The 20,006-nt window shown below is 34.0% G+C and carries 17 protein-coding genes and 1 riboswitch; of the genes, 14 read left to right on the forward strand and 3 right to left on the reverse strand.

Features of this window, described 5'->3' with window-relative positions:
* The first annotated feature begins 26 nt into the window (after positions 1 to 26).
* The 8 genes from BW929_RS07245 (at position 27) to BW929_RS07280 (ending at position 8,967) form a co-directional block, all read left to right on the forward strand.
* Entirely contained in the window at positions 27 to 2,600 is a 2,574-nt protein-coding gene (locus tag BW929_RS07245) for an aconitase family protein (RefSeq protein WP_076544705.1), read from the forward strand.
* 208 nt (positions 2,601 to 2,808) lie between these two features.
* Complete coding sequence (locus BW929_RS07250; protein ID WP_076544706.1) at positions 2,809 to 4,842, forward strand: ATP-dependent helicase; 2,034 nt, start codon at positions 2,809 to 2,811, stop codon at positions 4,840 to 4,842.
* Between the two features lie 115 nt (positions 4,843 to 4,957).
* Positions 4,958 to 5,066: riboswitch (SAM riboswitch) on the forward strand.
* Between the two features lie 92 nt (positions 5,067 to 5,158).
* Entirely contained in the window at positions 5,159 to 6,181 is a 1,023-nt protein-coding gene (locus BW929_RS07255; protein WP_076544707.1) for a methionine ABC transporter ATP-binding protein, read from the forward strand.
* Positions 6,174 to 6,845, forward strand: coding sequence for a methionine ABC transporter permease (locus BW929_RS07260; RefSeq protein ID WP_076544708.1), 672 nt, complete (start codon positions 6,174 to 6,176; stop codon positions 6,843 to 6,845). Before BW929_RS07255 ends, BW929_RS07260 begins: the two co-directional genes overlap by 8 nt.
* 131 nt (positions 6,846 to 6,976) lie before the next feature.
* Positions 6,977 to 7,765, forward strand: a complete 789-nt coding sequence (locus tag BW929_RS07265; RefSeq protein WP_076544709.1) for a MetQ/NlpA family ABC transporter substrate-binding protein — start codon at positions 6,977 to 6,979, stop codon at positions 7,763 to 7,765.
* A 127-nt stretch (positions 7,766 to 7,892) separates the two neighbouring features.
* The gene (locus BW929_RS07270) at positions 7,893 to 8,186 is read left to right on the forward strand and encodes a YkvA family protein (RefSeq protein WP_076544710.1); all 294 of its coding nucleotides are present in this window, start codon (positions 7,893 to 7,895) and stop codon (positions 8,184 to 8,186) included.
* Positions 8,187 to 8,243: 57 nt separating this feature from the next.
* Positions 8,244 to 8,732, forward strand: a complete 489-nt coding sequence (locus BW929_RS07275; RefSeq protein WP_076544711.1) for a ferritin-like domain-containing protein — start codon at positions 8,244 to 8,246, stop codon at positions 8,730 to 8,732.
* Positions 8,719 to 8,967 (forward strand): GIY-YIG nuclease family protein, encoded by a 249-nt coding sequence (locus tag BW929_RS07280; protein WP_076544712.1) that lies wholly within the window; start codon positions 8,719 to 8,721, stop codon positions 8,965 to 8,967. The genes BW929_RS07275 and BW929_RS07280 overlap by 14 nt, the downstream gene beginning before the upstream one ends.
* Here the strand turns inward: BW929_RS07280 and murB are convergent.
* Positions 8,964 to 9,890, reverse strand: a complete 927-nt coding sequence (murB, locus tag BW929_RS07285; protein WP_084566125.1) for a UDP-N-acetylmuramate dehydrogenase — start codon at positions 9,888 to 9,890, stop codon at positions 8,964 to 8,966. The two genes, BW929_RS07280 and murB, sit on opposite strands and share 4 nt — an antisense overlap.
* Before the next feature lie 170 nt (positions 9,891 to 10,060).
* Between murB and BW929_RS07290 the strand changes: the two genes are divergently transcribed.
* On the forward strand, positions 10,061 to 10,993 hold the full coding sequence (locus BW929_RS07290; protein ID WP_076544713.1) for a ParB/RepB/Spo0J family partition protein: 933 nt from the start codon (positions 10,061 to 10,063) through the stop codon (positions 10,991 to 10,993).
* Between the two features lie 125 nt (positions 10,994 to 11,118).
* The gene (locus tag BW929_RS07295) at positions 11,119 to 12,300 is read left to right on the forward strand and encodes a phosphopentomutase (protein WP_076544714.1); all 1,182 of its coding nucleotides are present in this window, start codon (positions 11,119 to 11,121) and stop codon (positions 12,298 to 12,300) included.
* 34 nt (positions 12,301 to 12,334) lie between these two features.
* Here the strand turns inward: BW929_RS07295 and BW929_RS07300 are convergent, their stop codons facing one another.
* Positions 12,335 to 13,465 (reverse strand): HD domain-containing phosphohydrolase, encoded by a 1,131-nt coding sequence (locus tag BW929_RS07300; protein ID WP_076544715.1) that lies wholly within the window; start codon positions 13,463 to 13,465, stop codon positions 12,335 to 12,337.
* Positions 13,466 to 13,698: 233 nt separating this feature from the next.
* Between BW929_RS07300 and BW929_RS07305 the strand changes: the two genes are divergently transcribed.
* Genes BW929_RS07305 through BW929_RS07320 form a run of 4 tightly spaced genes read left to right on the forward strand, consistent with a single transcriptional unit; the run spans position 13,699 to position 19,570 of the window.
* Positions 13,699 to 14,505 (forward strand): CheR family methyltransferase, encoded by an 807-nt coding sequence (locus BW929_RS07305; RefSeq protein ID WP_084566126.1) that lies wholly within the window; start codon positions 13,699 to 13,701, stop codon positions 14,503 to 14,505.
* Positions 14,506 to 14,521: 16 nt separating this feature from the next.
* Entirely contained in the window at positions 14,522 to 16,513 is a 1,992-nt protein-coding gene (locus BW929_RS07310) for a methyl-accepting chemotaxis protein (protein ID WP_076544717.1), read from the forward strand.
* A 17-nt stretch (positions 16,514 to 16,530) separates the two neighbouring features.
* On the forward strand, positions 16,531 to 17,985 hold the full coding sequence (locus tag BW929_RS07315; protein ID WP_076544718.1) for an ATPase domain-containing protein: 1,455 nt from the start codon (positions 16,531 to 16,533) through the stop codon (positions 17,983 to 17,985).
* Entirely contained in the window at positions 17,975 to 19,570 is a 1,596-nt protein-coding gene (locus tag BW929_RS07320; RefSeq protein ID WP_076544719.1) for an HD domain-containing phosphohydrolase, read from the forward strand. The genes BW929_RS07315 and BW929_RS07320 overlap by 11 nt, the downstream gene beginning before the upstream one ends.
* Before the next feature lie 61 nt (positions 19,571 to 19,631).
* Here BW929_RS07320 and BW929_RS07325 read toward each other — a convergent pair whose 3' ends face one another.
* Positions 19,632 to 19,877: a hypothetical protein gene (locus tag BW929_RS07325; RefSeq protein WP_143414021.1), complete on the reverse strand. Its 246-nt coding sequence runs from the start codon at positions 19,875 to 19,877 to the stop codon at positions 19,632 to 19,634.
* Positions 19,878 to 20,006: the final 129 nt, after the last annotated feature.

The following is a 20,006-nucleotide window of genomic DNA, read 5'->3' on the forward strand; positions in this document are numbered from 1 at the left end:
AGAAGATAAGGGAGGAGAGTTAGTTAATGGAAGAAAAATTAAAAATTTTATTGGACTGTTTAGAAGAATATAAGAGTAAAGCAGTAGCGAGAAAAAATACTTATGGACTGGATCCCCGTCCTCTGGAGGCTGAAGAGGTTGAATGTCTATTTAGTGGTTTGCAGGCAGAGGGGCTTGAGCATAAAAGTTTTGAGATATTTAAAGAAGAAAGGCTTGATCTTCTGGTATTGAGGCTTTTAAGGGAAGAGGTTAAGCGTGGTACTTTTCCTGCTTCTCACGCAAAGGCTCAAGGTCTGGCTCAAATTATAAAGGAAGCAAAGATTAGGGAAGAAGAAAATAAATATTTAACTGCTGATCAGGCACTTGAGCTGCTGGAAGCTATGAAGGGAGGGGCTGCTACTTCAAGACTAATTGATCTTTTTGCTAAGGAGATATATAGAGATCAAATCACTGAAATTTTAAAAGAAACAGTACTTGTTACTCAGGCTGATTTTGAACAGCTGGAAGAACTGGCGGGCGAAAATCCTTATTTTAAAAAGAAAATTAATGAGCTGATGCTGAGCTGGGCCTACCGAGATTTTTCAGCTGACTGGGAGCTTAGAGATCAGTATTTTGGTTTATCGCTGCGGGTCGGTGATAATATTACTACAGGTCACCTGAGTCCTTCCAAAAATGCAGACAGCAGAACAGATCAGCCCCACCATGCACAATTTGTAATGGATGGACGTGATGACGAAGAAGATCTTTGGGGGCGTCTGGATAACTTAAAGTCTAAAACCAGTAAAAATGAAAGTGTATTTTTTACTGCTGGTAAGGCTTTAGGAGAGGGTTCATCCCGTAAATCTGCAACTTACACAATGCAGCAGCTTTTGGGTGAGGTAGTTAAAGGTGAACCGGAAAAGAAAAAAGGTGGTGTGGTAGTAGCTAAGAGTTTTGCTCCTATTTTTAAAGAATCTCTGGTGGCATCAGGTATTTTACCACTGGAAGCCGATACAACTGAGATTAAAGAAGGAGACAGTTTAAAAGTAGATTTGAATTCTAAAAAGCTTTTTGTTAATCCTGATTCTGATTCTGAATATGAGCTGGAGATAAAACTGCCAATTGACTATAAAATGAAAAAAATTGCTGCTGGTGGCATGACCTATTTTGATGCTGGTAATGAACTACAAAAAATGGCGCTTAACTATTGTAAAAAGAATGGAATTGAAACAGGTGATGTTAAAACTCCTGCTGAAGAGAATGTTGTTGAGGAAGATTCGAAACCTCCTCAAACTCTGGCCCAGAAAATTGTAGCCTATAATCGACTTGATGGTAAGGATACAATTTTGCCGGGGGAAACAGCCCAGGTTAAAATGAGAGGAGCTTTTTCTCAGGATACCACCGGACCAATGACAATGGATGAATACCAGTCAATGGCCGGGGGAGATTTTGGAGCTGAATTTGTAGTTCAATCTCTATGTCATACAGGTGAGTGTCCTTCCAGTGCTGAAAGAGATACTCATAAATTTTTACATGATTTCGTTACTGAACGTGGTGGAGTTTGTCTGCAGACTGGTGAAGGAATTATCCATACAATTGGGAACCGGTTTGTACTGCCGACTGATGTAATTGTTGGTGGGGATTCTCATACCAGAACTCCCAGGGGAGTTTCTTTTCCTGCGGCTTCGGACATTGTAGCAGGAGTTATGAAATATGGTAAACAGGATCTGACCATGGACGAATCAGTAAAAGTTAAATTTATCGGTCGTCCTCCGGAGGGAATTACTGCTCGTGATTTAGTTTCGGCTTTAGTTATTTACGCAGATAAAACTGTTGGTAAAGATATTTATAACGGACGGATTATTGAAATGGAAGGAGTAGAATTTTTAAGTTCTGATGAGCGCTATATTTTAACAAATGCTGTTGCTGAAAGAAGTGCTTCAGCAGGTGTTGTACCTTCTGATAAGACTACAGTTAAGACGATTGAAGATAATCTCCAATATTTAAAATCTAGACCTGATGCTGAAAGCTCACCATCTGTAAGAAATACGATTAAGGCAATAGAGGATTATCTGGAGGCTCCAGTTTTATTTACAGCAGATGAAGATGCAGAATATGCTGCAGAAATTGAAATTCCTCTTGAAGAACTTGATCAACCTCTGGTTGCCAAACCGCATCATCCTGATAATGTTGCTCCCTTAAGTGAAGTTGAAGGAGAAAAAATTGATGAGGTTTATATAGGTAGCTGTGTAGGTGGAGATTTGAAAAGTATTAAGGAAGCAGCAGATGTTATAGAAGGTCATAAGATTCCTCAAAGTGTTAATGTAGTAGTCGGACCTGCTTCGCGGGATATTTATGAGGAATTAATTGTAGATGGAACAATGGCTAAATTGACACACGCAGGGGCAACAGTGATTATGCCAGGCTGTGGCCTTTGTATGGGTAATAAACGTAGAATTGGATCAGGAGCAACTGCTTTTACCACAACTACCCGGAACTACCAGTCCCGGATTGGACCTTCTGATTCTCGTACTTATCTTGGAAGTGCTCAGGTGGCAGGCTGTGTGGCTGTACTTGGTCATATACCTTCCAGGGAAGAGTATTTTAAGTTATATAAATAAAAAATGTGCAGGTACCTGGTACCACCCGATATTTGTCGAAATATGCGATAAAAGATTTGCTGAAATAAGCTTGTAATTTAAGTTGAATTTCTATATAATTAGTAATCGTTGCACCAAAATATTAGCTGTCTGTTGATTTGATATTTTATCAGCAGGCGGCTTTCTTTTGTTTTAACTTATAAAATTCTGAAAATAGAAGGAGACAAAAATGAGTCATTTATTAAATGATTTAAACCCAAAACAAAAAATAGCTGCCGAGACTCTGGAAGGTGCAGTATTAGTGCTGGCTGGAGCAGGTAGTGGTAAGACCAGGACTTTAACATATAGAACAGCTAATTTAATTAACAAGGGAGTCAGTCCCAGTAATATTTTGACAGTAACATTTACAAATAGGGCTGCCGATGATATGAAAGCTAAAATTGATGATTTAGTTGGTTCAGAGACCATTGAAGAAATGAATCTTGGGACGTTTCACAGTATTTGTCTTAAAATACTAAGAGAAAATCTGGCAGAGGTTAATCGTTCTGAAGGTTGTTTGATTTATGATACTAATGATTCTATTGCCATAGTAGAGGATATTATTTTCGAATTTGGTCTGGAAGAAACAGAATATGCCCCTAAAATGATCTTCAATATTATTTCTAAAGCCAAAATGGAGTTGGTTATTCCATCTGAACTGATCGAAGAATATGCTCAGAAAGATAATCAGGGCTCCCAACATTTTTATCAGATTATAAGCAGAATTTATAGTGAATATGAGCGAGTACTGGAGAATAATAACTGTTTTGATTTTAATGATTTAATTAAAAAAACTATTGAACTTCTTGAAGATAATTTGGAGATTCTAGCTAAATACCAGAATCAGTTTCAGTATATTCAGGTAGATGAATATCAGGATGTAAATCATTCACAATATCAGCTCGTATCTCTTCTGGCCAGACCCCAAAACAATATTTTTGTTGTTGGAGATGACTGGCAGGGAATTTATGGTTTTCGCGGTGCAGATATCAGTAATATTTTAGAATTTGAGCATGATTATCCGGAAGCTAGAACTGTAAAACTGGAAAGAAATTATCGCAGTTCTAATAATATTATTACTGCTTCTAATCAGCTAATTAATAACAACAGTCAGAATAAAGTTAAGGAGGCCTGGACTGAAGCTGATGATGGTGCTCCTATCTTTGTAGCCCGGGCAGAAAATCCTCTGGTAGAAGCTAAATATGTTTGTAAGCGAATTAATCATCTGGTTGATTTTTATAATTACAAACTTAGTGATGTCGCAATTTTATGCCGCAGTCACTTTCAATCAATGCAGCTTCAGAATCAGCTGCCAAAGTTTAGAATTCCTCACCAGTTGGTGGGAGGAGTCAGCTTTTTTGACAGACAGGAAATCCGATATTTTGTTAATTATTTAAAACTGCTGGTTAACCCAAATGACAGATTGGCTTTAAAACGACTATTTAGAATTGAGGTCCATGGTGTTGGAGAAATTTTACTCAGTGAAATTAATAAATATGCCAGAGAACATAATTTAAAAATTACAGATGTCTTTGAAAGTCCAACTCGGGTTAAGGGAATTGGAAATAATAAGGCAGCCAATATTATTGAATTTCAAAGGCGGGTAATTGACAGTATTTATGATCTCCGGGAGGAAAAGCTGCCGATGCAGAAAAAAGCCCTTGAACTTTACCAGCGAGTTAACTTTGACCAGAATGTTCTGGCAGAGCTTGATAATCCAGAGGAACGAAAAAAATATATGGATATGTTTTTAGAAGATATGGCAGATTTTCAGAAAAATAATCCTGGACGTGGATTATATGATTATTTATTAATTAATAAGTTGATTACGGATAAAGATATAACAGAGGATACTCAGGAAAAGGTCAAGGTAATGACTGCCCATTCTGCTAAGGGGCTTGAGTTTCCAGTGGTTTTTATAATTGGAGCGGAAGAAGAAGTTTTCCCTCATTTAAAAAGTCTGGAGGAAAAAGCTGCTGGCTTAAATCCCTATGCTGTTGAAGAAGAAAGAAGACTATTTTATGTAGCGATGACTCGGGCAGAAAAGCTGCTGTTTATTTCATTTTCCAATCGTAGAGTTTCTGGAGATCAGGGCCAGTATAAGCAGATTGTACCTTCCAGATTTTTATATGAACTGCCTGAGCAGCGACTTGATTTTACCAGTGTGGAGAGCAAAAAAGGCGGTTCAGGGATTCAAATGAGGAAAAATGTAGAGGTGATATAAAAGAATATTGGGTAACAGGAAATTATTTCTAGTTACCCGGTTTTAAATAAGCAAAAAATCCTTGACAGAGTTAAAATTGAGTGATAAACTACTATATAACTTAAAAAGAAAATAAAAATCATCAAGAGTGGTGGAGGGACTGGCCCTTTGATACCCGGCAACCTACTTAAACATTTAGTAAGGTGCTAATTCCAGCATTTCCAGTGGGGAATGATAGATGAGAGGTAAATAAATCCTCTCAGGAGGATTTTTTTCATTTCTGACTGCTCTTGTGGACACTGGAGCAGTTTTATTATTTTTTAGAGGGTGATTAGTTTTGATTAAAATAGAAAATTTGACAAAACATTATCATGCAGCCCAGGGAAAGGTTGAAGCAATAAATGGCCTTAATTTGGAAGTTGATGATGGTGAGATATTCGGCATGATTGGTCCCAGTGGGGCAGGTAAGAGTACTTTGATTAGAATGCTCAACTTATTAGAGCAGCCTACTTCGGGCACTATAAACATTAATGGAACGGATTTAACAGAATTAAGTTCTCAAAATTTAAGAGCAGCCAGACAGAAGATTGGAATGATTTTTCAGCATTTTAACCTTTTATCTTCTCGAACGGTGCTGGGAAATGTAGCGTTTCCTCTAGAGATAGCAGGTGTAGCAAAAAAAGAGCGAATAGCAAAGGCCAAAGAACTAATAGAACTGGTTGGCCTTTCTGATAGAGCAGATCATTACCCGGCTCAGCTTTCTGGCGGTCAGAAGCAAAGAGTCGGTATTGCAAGAGCACTGGCCAATGATCCGGATCTACTTTTATCTGATGAAGCAACTTCATCACTGGATCCTGAAAGTACAAAATCAGTATTGGAGTTATTAGCAAAAATCAGGGATGAGATGAATTTGACAATTATTTTAATTACCCATGAAATGGGAGTTATTAAAGATATTTGTGACCGGGTGGCGGTTTTAGAGGCCGGACAGATTATTGAAGAAGGTTCAATACTTGATATTTTTGCCAGACCAAAGCAGACTTTAACTAAAAAGTTTATTAGTTCAGTAATTGATTTTGATCTGCCAGAACGAATCATAAAATATGTAAAAGCAGAAAGACCAGGAGAGTTAATTAGAATTTCTTTTGTTGGAGAAAAAACTCATGATCCTTATATTTCTGATTTGGTAAAACATTATTCAGTAGATGCCAACATATTATATGGCAATATTGATGAGATTCAGGGAGTTCCATTTGGGACTCTGGTTTTAGATTTAGAGGGTCAGCTAACAAATATTGAGGAAAGTATTAACTATCTTCAGAGTCAGGATTTAAGAGTAGAGGTGTTGGACAATGTTTGATCTTATAACAGATTTAGCCCGCTATAATGATTTAATGATCAGCGGTTCTTTAGAAACCTTATATATGGTGGCAATGTCTTTGTTTTTTGCTATTGTTGGTGGAATCCCTCTTGGAGTTTTAACAACAATCACCAGGGAAAATCATATTATACCAAATAAACCACTCAATTTTGTTTTAGACGGAATTATAAATATTGGGCGCTCTATCCCTTTTATTATTTTGATGGTAGCTGTAATTCCTTTTACCAGAATGATTGTGGGAACTTCAATTGGTACTAATGCAGCTGTTGTTCCTCTTTCACTGGCAGCAATTCCTTTTATGGGAAGAGTTACAGATAATGCTATTTTAGAAATAGAGCATGGTGTTATAGAATCCGCTCAATCAATGGGGGCCAGTCCACTGCAGATTGTATTTAAGGTTTTACTGCCAGAATCACTGCCGGCAATTATTTTAGGACTGACCCTGACAGCAATCAGTCTGGTCAGTTATTCAGCCATGGCAGGAGCTGTTGGTGGGGGTGGTCTTGGCGATATCGCAATCCGCTATGGTTACCAGCGTTTTCAGCTGGCTATTATGCTGGAGACTATTGTCATTTTAGTAGTTATGGTGCAGTTGATTCAATTTTTCGGTAACAAAATAGCTTCATTTTTTGATCATAGATAGTTAAATAATTACTATTTTCAATTTGAAACTTAAGATATTATTGTTTCGAAATAGGAATTATTTCTGGCGGATAAATAGAAAGTCAGAATTAATTTAATAAATTTATAACAAGTAGAAGAGGAGAGATAATTATGTTTAAGAAAACTATTTTAATTTTAGTGCTGTTTGCTTTCGTATTTGCAGGTGCAGTTCAGGCTGATAATCATGTACTTAAGGTTGGCGCTACTCCTGTACCACATTCTGAGATTTTAAATTTCATTAAAGATGATCTGGCTGCTGAGGGTATTGAATTAGAAGTTGTTGAGTTCACTGATTATGTAACTCCCAATATTGCTTTAGATGACGGCAGTATTGATGCTAACTTTTTTCAGCATGTACCTTATTTGAAGCAGTTCAATGCTGATCGCGGTCTCGATTTGGTATCAGCAATTAAAGTTCATGTTGAACCTATTGGACTCTATTCTGATAAATACACAAGTTTAGAAGAAATTCCAGAAGGTGCTTCTATTGCACTTCCAAATGATCCATCTAATGAAGGTAGAGCCTTAATTTTACTGCACAACAAGGGAGTAATTACTTTAGATGATCCAACAAATTTAAGTGCAACTCCAATTGATATTGCAGAGAATCCTAAGGATTTGAACTTTGAAGAATTAGAAGCCGCTCAATTACCAAGAGTTTTGCCTGATGTTGCAGGAGCAATTATCAATACAAATTATGCTCTTGAGGCTGATTTGAATCCTCTAGAAGATGCTCTGGTTATGGAGGGTAGTGATTCGCCATATGTAAATGTAGTTGCAGTTAGAAATGGGGATCAGAACAGCGAAAAAATTCAGACCCTCAAAGAAGTTATTCAGTCAGAAAAGGTTAAAGAATTTATTCTTGAAGAATATGAAGGTGCAGTTGTACCAGCATTTTAATCCAGGAATTAATTATTAATTAAATATTATCAGCAAAGGAACAGTTTGATTACTGTTCCTTTTTTGTTTTTCAGTTAAAAATGATGTATAATAAAAGGTAGTTAAGAGACAAAATGAGGTGGAAATTATGAGTAAAAGCCTGGCAAATATAGTAAATATAATCCGTTTGCTGAAAGATTCGGATGTTAAACTGAGCAAAAAAGCATTGTTTTTGGTACCAGTTGCCTACCTTATTTTTCCTTTTGATCTGGTTGGAGATTTTTTCCCTTTGCTGGGACAACTAGATGATATAGCAGTATTTATTTTAATGTGGCCCTTTTTAAGGAATATTTTAAATAAATATCAGTCGGGTGATCCAGAGGTTGAGAAAACGAAAAAGGATCCGGAGGCAATAGACATTGATGATTATACTGTAGAATAATTGCTGGTTAATTTTATAAAATAGAAATAAATAAAATTATATTTGGAGGGATGAATTATGAAAGAAAGATTTAGTGCACTCGAAGTAATGGAAATGGCTAAGGATATTGAAAAAAGAGGAAAGAAATTCTATTTAAAACATGCTGAAGCAACAGAAAATAGAGATTTACGCGAACTGTTTAAAAAGCTGGCCCAGGATGAACAGGATCATTATGAAAAATTTGTGGCTTTAACTGAAGAATTGCGTGAGGATAAGAAAGATGCTGATTATCTTTATGAAGAAGATGTAAGTGCCTATTTTAATTATTTAGTTGAGTATTCAGTATTTCCTAAAGACGATAGTGAAGAGTCAATTGAGGCTTTAAATGATGTGGAAAGAGCTTTAAAATTGGCTATTCAAGCTGAAAAGGATTCGATTTTATTTTATCGTGAAATGTGCGAATTTAATGAAGGGAAGACTATTGAAGCAGTTAATAAGTTAATTGAGGAAGAAAAAGATCACTTAAGGGCTCTGGGTAAGTATATTAAAGAATATGGCCAGAAATAAACACTATATATACATCTTAGAATGCAGTGACGGCAGCTTTTATACTGGATATACAACTGATGTTGAGCGAAGGTTAGAAGAACATAACAACGGTCAGGGGGCAAAATATACACGTGGACGTCTGCCGGTTAAACTTTGCTATCAGGAATCTTTTAAAAGCCGCAGCCTGGCCCAGAAACGAGAATATCAAATTAAACAGCTCCCCCGTAGTAAAAAGGAGGAGCTAATTGGCTAAAATTCGCCCAAAAAGCGGGGTTCAACTTCGAGCTGGACTCCGCTTATTTTGTATACTTCTTTCTTTACTTTTTCAATTAAATTTACTATATCTTCAGCAGTTGCGTTATCTTTATTAACAATAAAACCTGCATGTTTGGTAGAAACCTGAGCACCACCAATTTGATATCCCTTCATTTTTGCTTTTTCGATTAATGGACCAGTATAATAGCCGGGAGGTCTTTTAAAAATACTACCTGCGCTTGGCAGATCCATCGGTTGTTTGCTCCAGCGTTTATGATGCAGTTTTTCCATCTGGGCTTTTATTTTTTTCTTTTCCGATTTATTAAGCTCCAGAGTTACACTAACTGCAATCCAGTCGGGATTTTCTTTCTGTAAAATACTTGTTCTATATTCAAGTTTTAGTTCTGTCCGGTTAAGTTCAATTAGTTTTCCTTTTTGGTTTACAAATTTTGCTTTAATAATTACATCTTTCATTTCACCACCATAGGCACCAGCATTCATATAGAGTGCTCCGCCTAGAGAGCCAGGGATACCCGCAGCAAATTCAAAGCCACTGAGAGAATTTTCATAGGCTAATTCAGCAATTTCTTTGAGCTCTAGTCCAGATTCAGCTTTAATCTGGTTTTCTTTCAGCTGATAATTGTTCAATTGACCGGTGTAGATAATTATACCCCGGTAACCTTTGTCAGAAATTATCAAATTACTTCCTTTTCCCAGAATAAAATAGGGGATATCTATGTTAGTAATCAGCGGCATTAGTTGTTTTAAGGCACTAATTTTTTGAGGTGTCAGAAAAAGATCAGCCGGGCCACCTACCTTAAAACTTGCAAAATCAGCCATATTTTTATTTTTTTCTACCTGAAGATATTTTATTTTTTCCAGCTTATTTGTTAAACTATTTATATCAGAGAGTTTTGTCATATTTTATGCTCCTTCTAAAAATTAAATTTTACAGACTGATAATTAATAAATATTATACAGTTTTTAATCTATATAATATAATATGTCAAAATAGAACAAAAATCAATTTTATTAAAGTTAATTTTAGATCAATTTGGGGAATAAGCAAAAGTTAAATTGGGGGGATAAGATTGAAATATAAGGAGATATTACTGCGAAATATCGAAAGTCGCCCTGAGCAGGTAAGACAGGATTTTTCAGATGAGAAAATTGATAGTCTGGCAAAATCCATTGCAGAAGTGGGACAACTGCAGCCAATTATTGTTCAAAAAAAAGACAATCATTATCTTTTAATAGCAGGAGAAAGAAGATTAAGGGCAGTAAAAAAAGATAAAAAAGAAAAAATAGCTGCTGTTATTTTAGAGGAAGAAATATCAGCAGAAAAGTTTCGGCAGATCCAGTTGATTGAAAACTTACAGCGTCAGGACTTAAATCCGCTGGAAAGAGCAGTTTCAATTAATAAGTTTATGGAAGCTAATAAATTGAGTAAAAAAGATGCAGCAGAAAAACTTGGAGTTGCCAGAACAACATTAACTCTCTGGTTAAATATCCTGGAGATGAAAGAAAAATATCAAAAAGAAGTTTTAAAAGAGGATTCGCCAGTAACTCTTTCTCATTTAAGCCTGGCTCATGGTCTGGCTTCTAAAAGTGGTGATCCCAGTAAAGCCAACCAGCTGTTGGATGCTGTAATTAAACATAATTTAAGCCGTAAGGAGACTCAGGCAGTTATAGATTTATTTTACAGATATCTGCATTTGCCTGTTGAAGAAGCTGTTGCAGCAGTGCTCCTAAAAAGAGAGCGGATGAAGATGAAGGATTACTGGGATAAAGGTAGTAAAAATAACTCTCACGATTCTGTGCGCAAATTATTTCGTTCGTTTAATAATATCAATGATAATCTTGAAGAATTTATGGAAGTAGAAGGAGATCTACCGGAAGATGAGCAGGAGGAATTACTGGATGAATTTTTATATCTTTATCAGATAATGGGGATTTTAATTCCTGATTTAAAAGAGAAGTCTTTAGAAAAAATGGTTAATGATATTAAAATTGATTCAAAATAAAGCAGGAATTCGCCAGTTATTGGCGAATACTTTTTAAGAATGGTGGTCTGACGTCTAACGATAAAACTAATTTTTAACTTAAAGTATAAGCTTTATAAAAAATATAATAACTTAGGGGTGGAAATTTGAAAAATATTAAGAGAGTAATTTTAATGGTTATGGACAGTGTTGGGATTGGTGAACTGCCTGATGCAGGCGATTATGGAGACCAGGGAGCTGCAACTCTGCAGAATATTGCTGCAGAAATGAATGGACTTAAGTTACCTAATTTAGAAAAAATTGGACTTGGAAAAATTGAAACAATAAACGGAATTAAATCTGAGCTTAAAGCTGAAGGTGCTTATGGTAAAGCAGCTGAAAAGTCAAGAGGGAAAGATACCACAACCGGCCACTGGGAGATTGCTGGTCTGATTTCTAAGACAGCTTTTCCTACCTATCCAGATGGTTTTCCGAAAGAAGTGATGAATAAATTTGAACAGGAAATTGGACGAGGAACTCTCGCAAATAAACCTGCTTCCGGGACTGCAATAATTGAAGAATTAGGAGAAGAGCATCTTAAAACTGGAAAACCGATTATTTATACATCTGCTGACAGTGTTTTTCAGATTGCAGCCCATGAGGATATAATTCCAGTGGCGAAGCTTTATGATTACTGTAAAAAGGCGAGAGAAATTCTGCAGGGAGAACATGCAGTAGCTAGAGTTATTGCCCGTCCATTTGTGGGAGAGCCAGGTAATTTTGAACGAACAGAGAGAAGAAAAGACTTTTCGCTAACCCCTCCTGAGCCAACTATTTTAAATCTGCTTGAAGATCAAGGTCTTGAGGTAAATGCAGTAGGAAAGATAACTTATATATTTAATCACAGTGGAATTACAAGTTCGGTTACTACTTCCGATAATATGGATGGTGTCGATAAAACCATTGAATATCTGGATCAGACCGAAAAAGGATTGATTTTTTCTAATCTGGTTGATTTTGACCAAAACTATGGTCACCGTCGCAATGTTGAGGGTTATGCAGCTGCCCTAAAGGCTTTCGATCAGAGAATTCCAGAGATAACAGCTGCAATGCGTGATGATGATCTACTAATAATTACTGCTGACCATGGCTGTGATCCAACTCATCAAGGAACAGATCACACCCGGGAATATATTCCATTATTGGTTTACGGAAAAGGTGTAAAACATGATCTAAATTTAGGGATCAGAGATAGTTTTAGTGATATTGCTGCAACTATTGCTGATATTTTTGAGATTGATAATTTTAAAACCGGAGAAAGCTTTAAAACAGATTTAATCAGAGATTAATAATTAATTTATTAAAGGCTGTTTATTTTTAATTTTATTCTTTTCTTAAAAAGTCAAGCTTATTATTTTCAGCTAATTTTAGGCAGGAGTCAACGATTTCAGACTCGTACTTAACTCCTCTGTGTTTTAATAATTCCTGGCAGGCCTTATCGAAACCAGGTTTTTTGCGGTAAGGTCTGTCACTATTCATGGCTTCAAAGACGTCTGCTACAGCAATTATTTTGGCTTCAATTCTTATTTGATCTTCTTTTAAACTATCAGGATAGCCCGAGCCATCAAGTCTTTCATGATGCTGTAAAATTATCTGTGCAATATCTCGATTAAAATCACTAAAAATTTCCGACCCAAATTGACTGTGTTCTTTTATCAATTCAAACTCAGATTTTGTTAAATCTCCTTTATTTAAAAGTTGACTGGGCAGTACTAAAAAACCGATATCGTGAATACTACTACTCTTTATGAGTAGTTTTTTCTTTTTATCATTTAATTTAATATCATCTGCGATTAATTTGCTTATTCTTTTTACTCGTTGATTATGGTTTTTAAATAAGGGCAGCTTATTTTTGAAGATATTTTTAAGCATTGAAGAAAAAAAGTCGATACTTGTTAAATTGTTATTAGAGCTGTTCCTATCAAAAATCGTTGAGTATAAAATCTTTTTATCATTGATAGTTAAAGTACTGCTGAAAACAGTAACCTGCCTCATTTTACCTGAGGCCAGTTTGTGTTGAAAATTGAATGTCATGCTACCTTTTTCCATTATTTGCTCAATTTTTTTTTGAATAAGTTGATTGTCCATACTGTTAATTTCAAAAATGCTTTTCTGGAACATTTCTCTTTTAGAAAATCCATAATATTGAACAGCACTTTTATTAAAATCAACTATCTTTCCACTTTCAGGTTCGATTAAAAGTACAGGTGTTTTGAAATTATCTATTACAAGGTCTTTAAAGACATTTCTGATTTCAGTCCTTCCTAGTAGATAATCAAGTGATACCTCAAAAAAATCAGCTATAGAGAATAATGTATCTATGGAAGGAAATCTTGTTGCCTGTTCATAATTGGCTATAGTGGTTCTAGCATAACCAAGTTTTTCTCCTAAATCAGCTTGACTTAAGCTATCCTCTTTGCGTAATTTTTTTAGTCTCTTGGCAAATCTCTCCATAAATCCCTCCTGTAATTCTAAGAAATTTAAGTTAGTTATCAACTTGTACTACTATTATACATGAGAAAAATATAATTATAAAGATTTTAACTACTCAATTTGTGTAATAATTACTTAAAATAACAATTAATTATTTAAATTTCTATAATTTACACATATTGCATAATTTGTAGTATAAATATTAAATATGATTTATAATACAGATACAGATATTAATTGGGGGTGGTAAGATATTGAAGGTAAAAAAAGAAGATATTGAATTACTCAATCAGCTTCTATCAACTGAAATTGGGATATCCATTTCAGATGACAAAAGCAGTATGTTAGAGTTGAGACTTTCTAAAAGAATTAAAGAGCTTAAACTGAAAAATGTTAATCACTATCTAGATTATATCGCTGGAGAAGAAGAAGAGAAAAATATATTATTTAATCTATTAACTACTAATTATACTAAATTTTTTCGGGAGAAGTTTCATTTTGAATTGCTCTTTAAAAAGATCATTCCCGGTATCCTAGAAAATAAAAGTAAAATTAGAATCTGGAGTGCAGGTTGTTCAACTGGAGAAGAACCTTATACAATTGCCATGATGCTTGCAAAAAATGATTTAAAATATAGTATTATAGCAACAGATATTAACACCGAGGTTTTAAAATATGCCAGAGGAGGTATTTATAATAAGCAAAAAATAAAAAATATCAATTCGGAATATTTACATAATTATTTCCGGAAGGGAGTTGGCAAATATAAAGGTTATTATAAAATCAAAAAATCAATAAGAGAAAGAATTAGTTTTAAAAAACTAAATTTAAACTCTTCATTTTCGGCAGAATTTTCGAAAGATTTTGATATAATTTTTTGTCGTAATGTGTTGATTTATTTTGAAAACGAGAAGAAAAAACAGGTTTTAAGAGAACTTAAAAAAACAATGATTGATGGTGGTTATTTAGTTCTGGGTCATTCCGAATCTATTGATTTAAGTATTAAAGATAATCTGGGCTGGAGAAAAATAGGGAAAAATTCTTACCAGAAATTAAGTTAAAACAAGGGGGATTTTAGTGAAGAATCCATTAAAAAAAATGACTGTAGGCAATAAACTAATTACTGTATTTATCCTGATTATTTTTATAAGTCTTGCAGTAACGACATATATTAGTTATACTGACTCATTAAAATTAGCAAGCAATCAGACAAAAGAACAGCTGACAGTAGTGAGAGACTCTAAAGCTTCAGAAATCAAAAAACTATTTACTGAGCTAAAAATAAAGATGAGAATTTTGCGGGAAAATGATTTGATAAAAGAAAACATAAATCAATTAAGTTCTGATAACAGCAGGTTTAATACTGGATTCAGTAGTAATACTTACAATAATTTAGATCAGCGAATAAAAAACTATAAAGAAGAATTTAGCTGGGAGAATATTTATTTAATAGATAAGGAAGCAAATTTGGTTTATACAACTGCTGAAACTGAAGATTTAAATACCAATTTGAAAAATGGAATTTATAAAGACAGTATATTGGCTAAAGCTTTTAAGCAGGGGCTAAAAGGAGAATCAATTCTTGATTTTGCTTATTATGAACCGTTAGAAAGAACTGCTGGTTTTATAGCGATGCCTGTCTATAATGAGGAAAATGTTCAGGGAGTTCTGGCAGTTCAAATTCCTGCCGAAAAGATAAATATGATTATGGAGAAGAAAGAGCTAAAAGAAGTAAGTGGAAAAACCTTTCTGGTTGGCTCGGATTATTTAATGAGATCCAATACCAGTTTTATCGAAGAAGATACATTTTTAAATTATAAAGTGGAAACAGAAGCGGTAAAAAATGCTTTAAAAGGAGAAAGAGGGATTGAATTAACCACCGATTTTAGTGGAGTCGAAGTATATAGTGCCTTTACACCTGTAAATATTGCGGACTTAGAATGGGCTTTAGTTTCGGAAGTTGACCAGATTGAAGTGACTGCTCCTATAAATGCTTTACTTCAGAAAAATATTATAGTTTTGGCTGCTGTTATTCTTCTAGCTCTAGGAATCAGCTTTTATATGATAAAAACAATTATATCTAATCCCATTAAAAAAATGCGGGAAGTTCTAAATAAAATTAGAGAAGAAAATGACTTGAGACAGCAGGTTAAAATAGATAAAGAGGATGAAATTGGAAAGCTTGCTAAAGATTTAAACTATACAATAAATTCTCTCCAAAACATAATCAAAGGAGCAAAAAATATATCCAAGAATGTAAGTAGTTCTGCAGATAAGATTTCTTCTGAAAATGAAAATTTATCAAGTAGAACAGTAAATCAGGCATCTGCTTTAGAAGAAATATCGGCAAATATGGAAGAGGTAACAGCTTCTATAGAAGAAGTTGCAGCTGGTGCTGAAGAAGCCAGTAAGGCTGGCAAGAAAAACTTAGCAATTGTACAGGAAGGATCAGAAATTGTTGATGAAACAATTGATTCAATGGCCGATGTAACAAGAAGCAGTCAGGAGATTGCTGAAATAATAGGTACAGTCAATGAAATAGCTTCTCAAACTAATCTATTAGCTTTAAATGCCGCTATTGAAGCAGCAAGAGCTGGTGAAGCAGGCAGAGGTTTTTCTGTGGTTGCTTCTGAAGTTAGAGATCTGGCTGAAAGAACCAGTAAGTCTGCTGGAGAAATCGAAAATATAATTAATGATATAATAGAAAAAATTAAAAATGGTAATAAGCTGATTAATAAAACGGGTAAAAACCTTACTGAAATTGTTGAGAATACTGCTCGTACTTCAGAAACAATTGATGAAATTTCTGAATCTATTAATGAGCAGGCTTCAGCCACAGAAGAAATTCAGGAAGTAATTTTAGAAATCGATGATAATACCCAAAAGAATGCAAAATTAGTGGAAGATATTACAGAAGACAGTGAAAAACTCAGTCAGGAGTCTCAGCGGTTATACCAGATGGTGTCGAAATTCATTACGAACAATGATATAAGTGATTTTGAAGATATAGAAAGGGAAGAAAAAAGCAGTGAAAATTCTGAAGATGAATTCATAGATTTTGAAAAATAGCTTGAGGAGGAATCATTATGAATTTAATAAAAACAGGTATTAAGGGATTGGATAATATTTTAAAAGGTGGACTTCAACCTAATAGATCCTACCTGGTCCGGGGCGGACCAGGTAGTGGTAAAACAACACTTGGCCTTCAATTTTTGGCCAGCGGAGAGAATGAAAATAATCTCTTTATTTCCCTGGGAGAGTCAGTAGATAAAATTAAATTAGATGCTGAAAAAAGAAATTTTAATACCAGAAAAATAAATTTTTTAGAATTAACTCCCTCCTCTGATTACTTCCGTAATGATGAGGAATATAATATTTTCAGCTCGCAAGAAGTCGAAAAAAGTCCTTTGATTAAAAAAATAGTGGCAGAAATAGATTCTCTTAAACCGGATAGAATTTTTTTAGATAGTGTTACTTATCTCAGTTATCTAAATGATGACAAATTTCAGTTCAGAAAAGAAATGCTGTCACTGATAAAATTTGCTGCAGAAGAAAAAGCTACGTTTTTAATAGCATCTGAATCAACTATTGATAATCCTGATTATGACGTGCAGTTTGTAGTAGATGGAGTATTAAATTTAAGCAGAGAAAATGACGAACGTTACTTCAATATTTCTAAACTAAGAGGAAGCAGTTATCTTTCAGGTAAACATTCATTAAAATTAAAGGATGATGGTATTCATATTTATCCCAATATGATACCCTGTGCAGAAAAAAAAGATGTGAAAAACAAAAAGTTAGTTTCTGGAGTTCCCAGTTTGGATAAGCTATTAAATGGTGGAATAGAAAAAGGAACAATTACAATCATAAGTGGACCAACTGGGGTGGGAAAAACAACTCTGGGCGTTCAGTATATGAAAGAAGCAGCCGGTAGAGGCGAAAAATCAGTAATCTATACCTTTGAAGAATCTCCAGACACAATTATTAAAAGGTGTGAAGGAATAAATATACCAATTACTGATATGATAGAGAATAGTTTTTTAGAAATTGAAGCAATTAATCCATTAAAGTACTCTCCCGCAGAATTTTTAAATAAAGTAAAAAGACAGGTGGAAGAGCGAAAAATTGATGTTGTTTTAATTGATAGTCTCTCAGGTTATAAGATGGCCTTTCCTGAAAATAGTTCAGATAATGAAAAAATTAGACAGCTTCATATTTTAAATAAATACTTGAGTAAGATTGGTGTTACTGTAATAATAGTCAATGAGGTAACAAATATAATTGGTGATTTTAAAGCTACTGGCTTTGGGATAAGTTATCTGGCAGATAATATTATTATTCTAAATTATTATGAATATTGCAGTCAGCTGAAAAAAACTATTGGAGTACTTAAAAAACGTTTAAGTAATTTTGAAAGATATTTAAGAGAATTCAAAATTGGTAAATATGGAATTGAGGTTGGTGACCCACTGACCGAACTTCAGGGAATGTTAACAGGTAATATTGTCAATATCGGCCCGGGTGAAAGTAATGAAAAATGATAAAATACTTATTTTAACTAAACACAAAAAAGACTTTACTTTATTAAAGAATAATTTGAGCTTTAATTATAATATTTTAGATATAAAAAATCTAGATGAGTTCAATAATATTGATTTAATTATAACTGATCAGTATTCTTATCATGATAAGAAAAATTTAATAAATAAACTTATAAAAGATCAAAAACCTCTTTTGCTTCCCTTAATTATGATAAGCAGGAATCCGCAAAAAGGATTAATTAGAGAGGGATTTAATGGGTATTTGAATGAGTATGTTAAAATGCCGATAAGCAAATCGGTAATTCTCAAAAAAATAAAAAAGCTGCTGGAGCTAAGATTCTATTCCAAACAGGTCGAAAAAAAATATGATCTGATTGTTGAAAACAGTCCGGTGGGAATTATTGTGACTGATAATAATGGGATTAAATACTGTAATTCTTATGCAGTTAAACTTCTGGGTCATAATTTTGAAAAGATAATTATTAATAATTTGGAATTAAAGAAAGTTATCTTTGATCTAAATAATGAAGTAGAAAATTATGAGGTTAAATTTAAAAAAACTGGTGCTGAAAAATATTTATTAATTAATTCTAAAATAATGCCCTATCAGGATCACAAAACATTGATTTATATTATCAAAGATATAACTAAACAAAAAAAGCGAGAAAAAGAGATTGAATATATGCTTTATCACGATGATTTAACCAATCTCTATAATCGAAAATATTTAAATGATAGTATTTTAGAAAACCCTGATACTTTAAAAGATATATCAGTTGGTTTTATTGTTTTAGATATTAATAATTTAAAATTGATTAATGAAACTTTAAGTAATCAATTAGGAGATAAAATAATCCAAAAAATATCCAGAATTATAGAAAGATTGGCTGACAAAAAAGATCTTATTTTTAGAGCTGGAGGAGATGAATTCCTGGTAATTCTACCAGAAAGAAATCTTCTGGAAACAGAAAAGTTAATGGATAAAATCAAATTAGCATCTGAAGAAAAATATGCCGATCAAGTTCAGCTGAGTCTTGGAGCTGGCGCAGCAGTTAAGAAAGCATCTAATAAGAATATTTTTGCGGTTATAAAAAAAGCAACAGAAAATATGTATTTAAATAAGTTAACTGAGAATTATAGTTTTAAAAGCCATATAATTAAATCAGTGCTTAAAACTCTGCAGGTCAAATCTTTTGAAACAGAAGATCATGCTTCCAGGATGGATCAACTGGCAATTGAATTGGGGAAAAAAGCAGGTTTGAACAGGTATCAATTAGACGAACTATCCATGCTGGCAAAATTGCATGATATAGGGAAGGTCGCTATTCCAGAATCTATTTTAAAGAAACCGGCAAAGTTAAATCAAAAAGAATATGATATAATAAAAACCCATCCAGAAATTGGATATCAAATTGTAGAATCAATACCTCACTTAAATGAAGTTGCTCTTGGAGTTTTATCTCATCATGAACGCTGGGATGGGAATGGTTATCCTCAGGGGCTAAAGGGAGAAAAAACACCTTTAATTGCCAGGATTATTACTATTATTGATTCTTTTGATGTCATGACAAATGAAAGATCTTAGAACAAAATGGCCTGACGGCCACCCTACTATAGAAGTTAATTAATATTTCTTTAGTAGGGTTTTATCTTTCAAATGTATATTTAAACTTCATTTCCGCACCACATTCAGGACATGCCACTCCTGGCATCTCACCCTCTTTCAAATCTTTTCCCATTGCAAACTCATCTATCACATAGCCTGGAACTTCATCTTCCTCCCCACATTTAGGACATTCGTATTTATACCACTCTTTGTCTGTGTCTTCTGGGGTATGGAATGGGATTTCCATATTTTCTTGCCAGTTTTCTTCTTTCATATCTTGGATCAACCTCCCAACTATTGCTTTTAATATATCTTCCACTATCATCGGTATGTTCTATATGATACAGAAAATCATATAATGGATGCCAGATTTCATACAACACCATTTGTTTGCCGCAATTTTTGCACCTGACTG

It is taken from the genome of Halanaerobium kushneri, assembly GCF_900156285.1.
Lineage (GTDB): Bacteria > Bacillota > Halanaerobiia > Halanaerobiales > Halanaerobiaceae > Halanaerobium > Halanaerobium kushneri.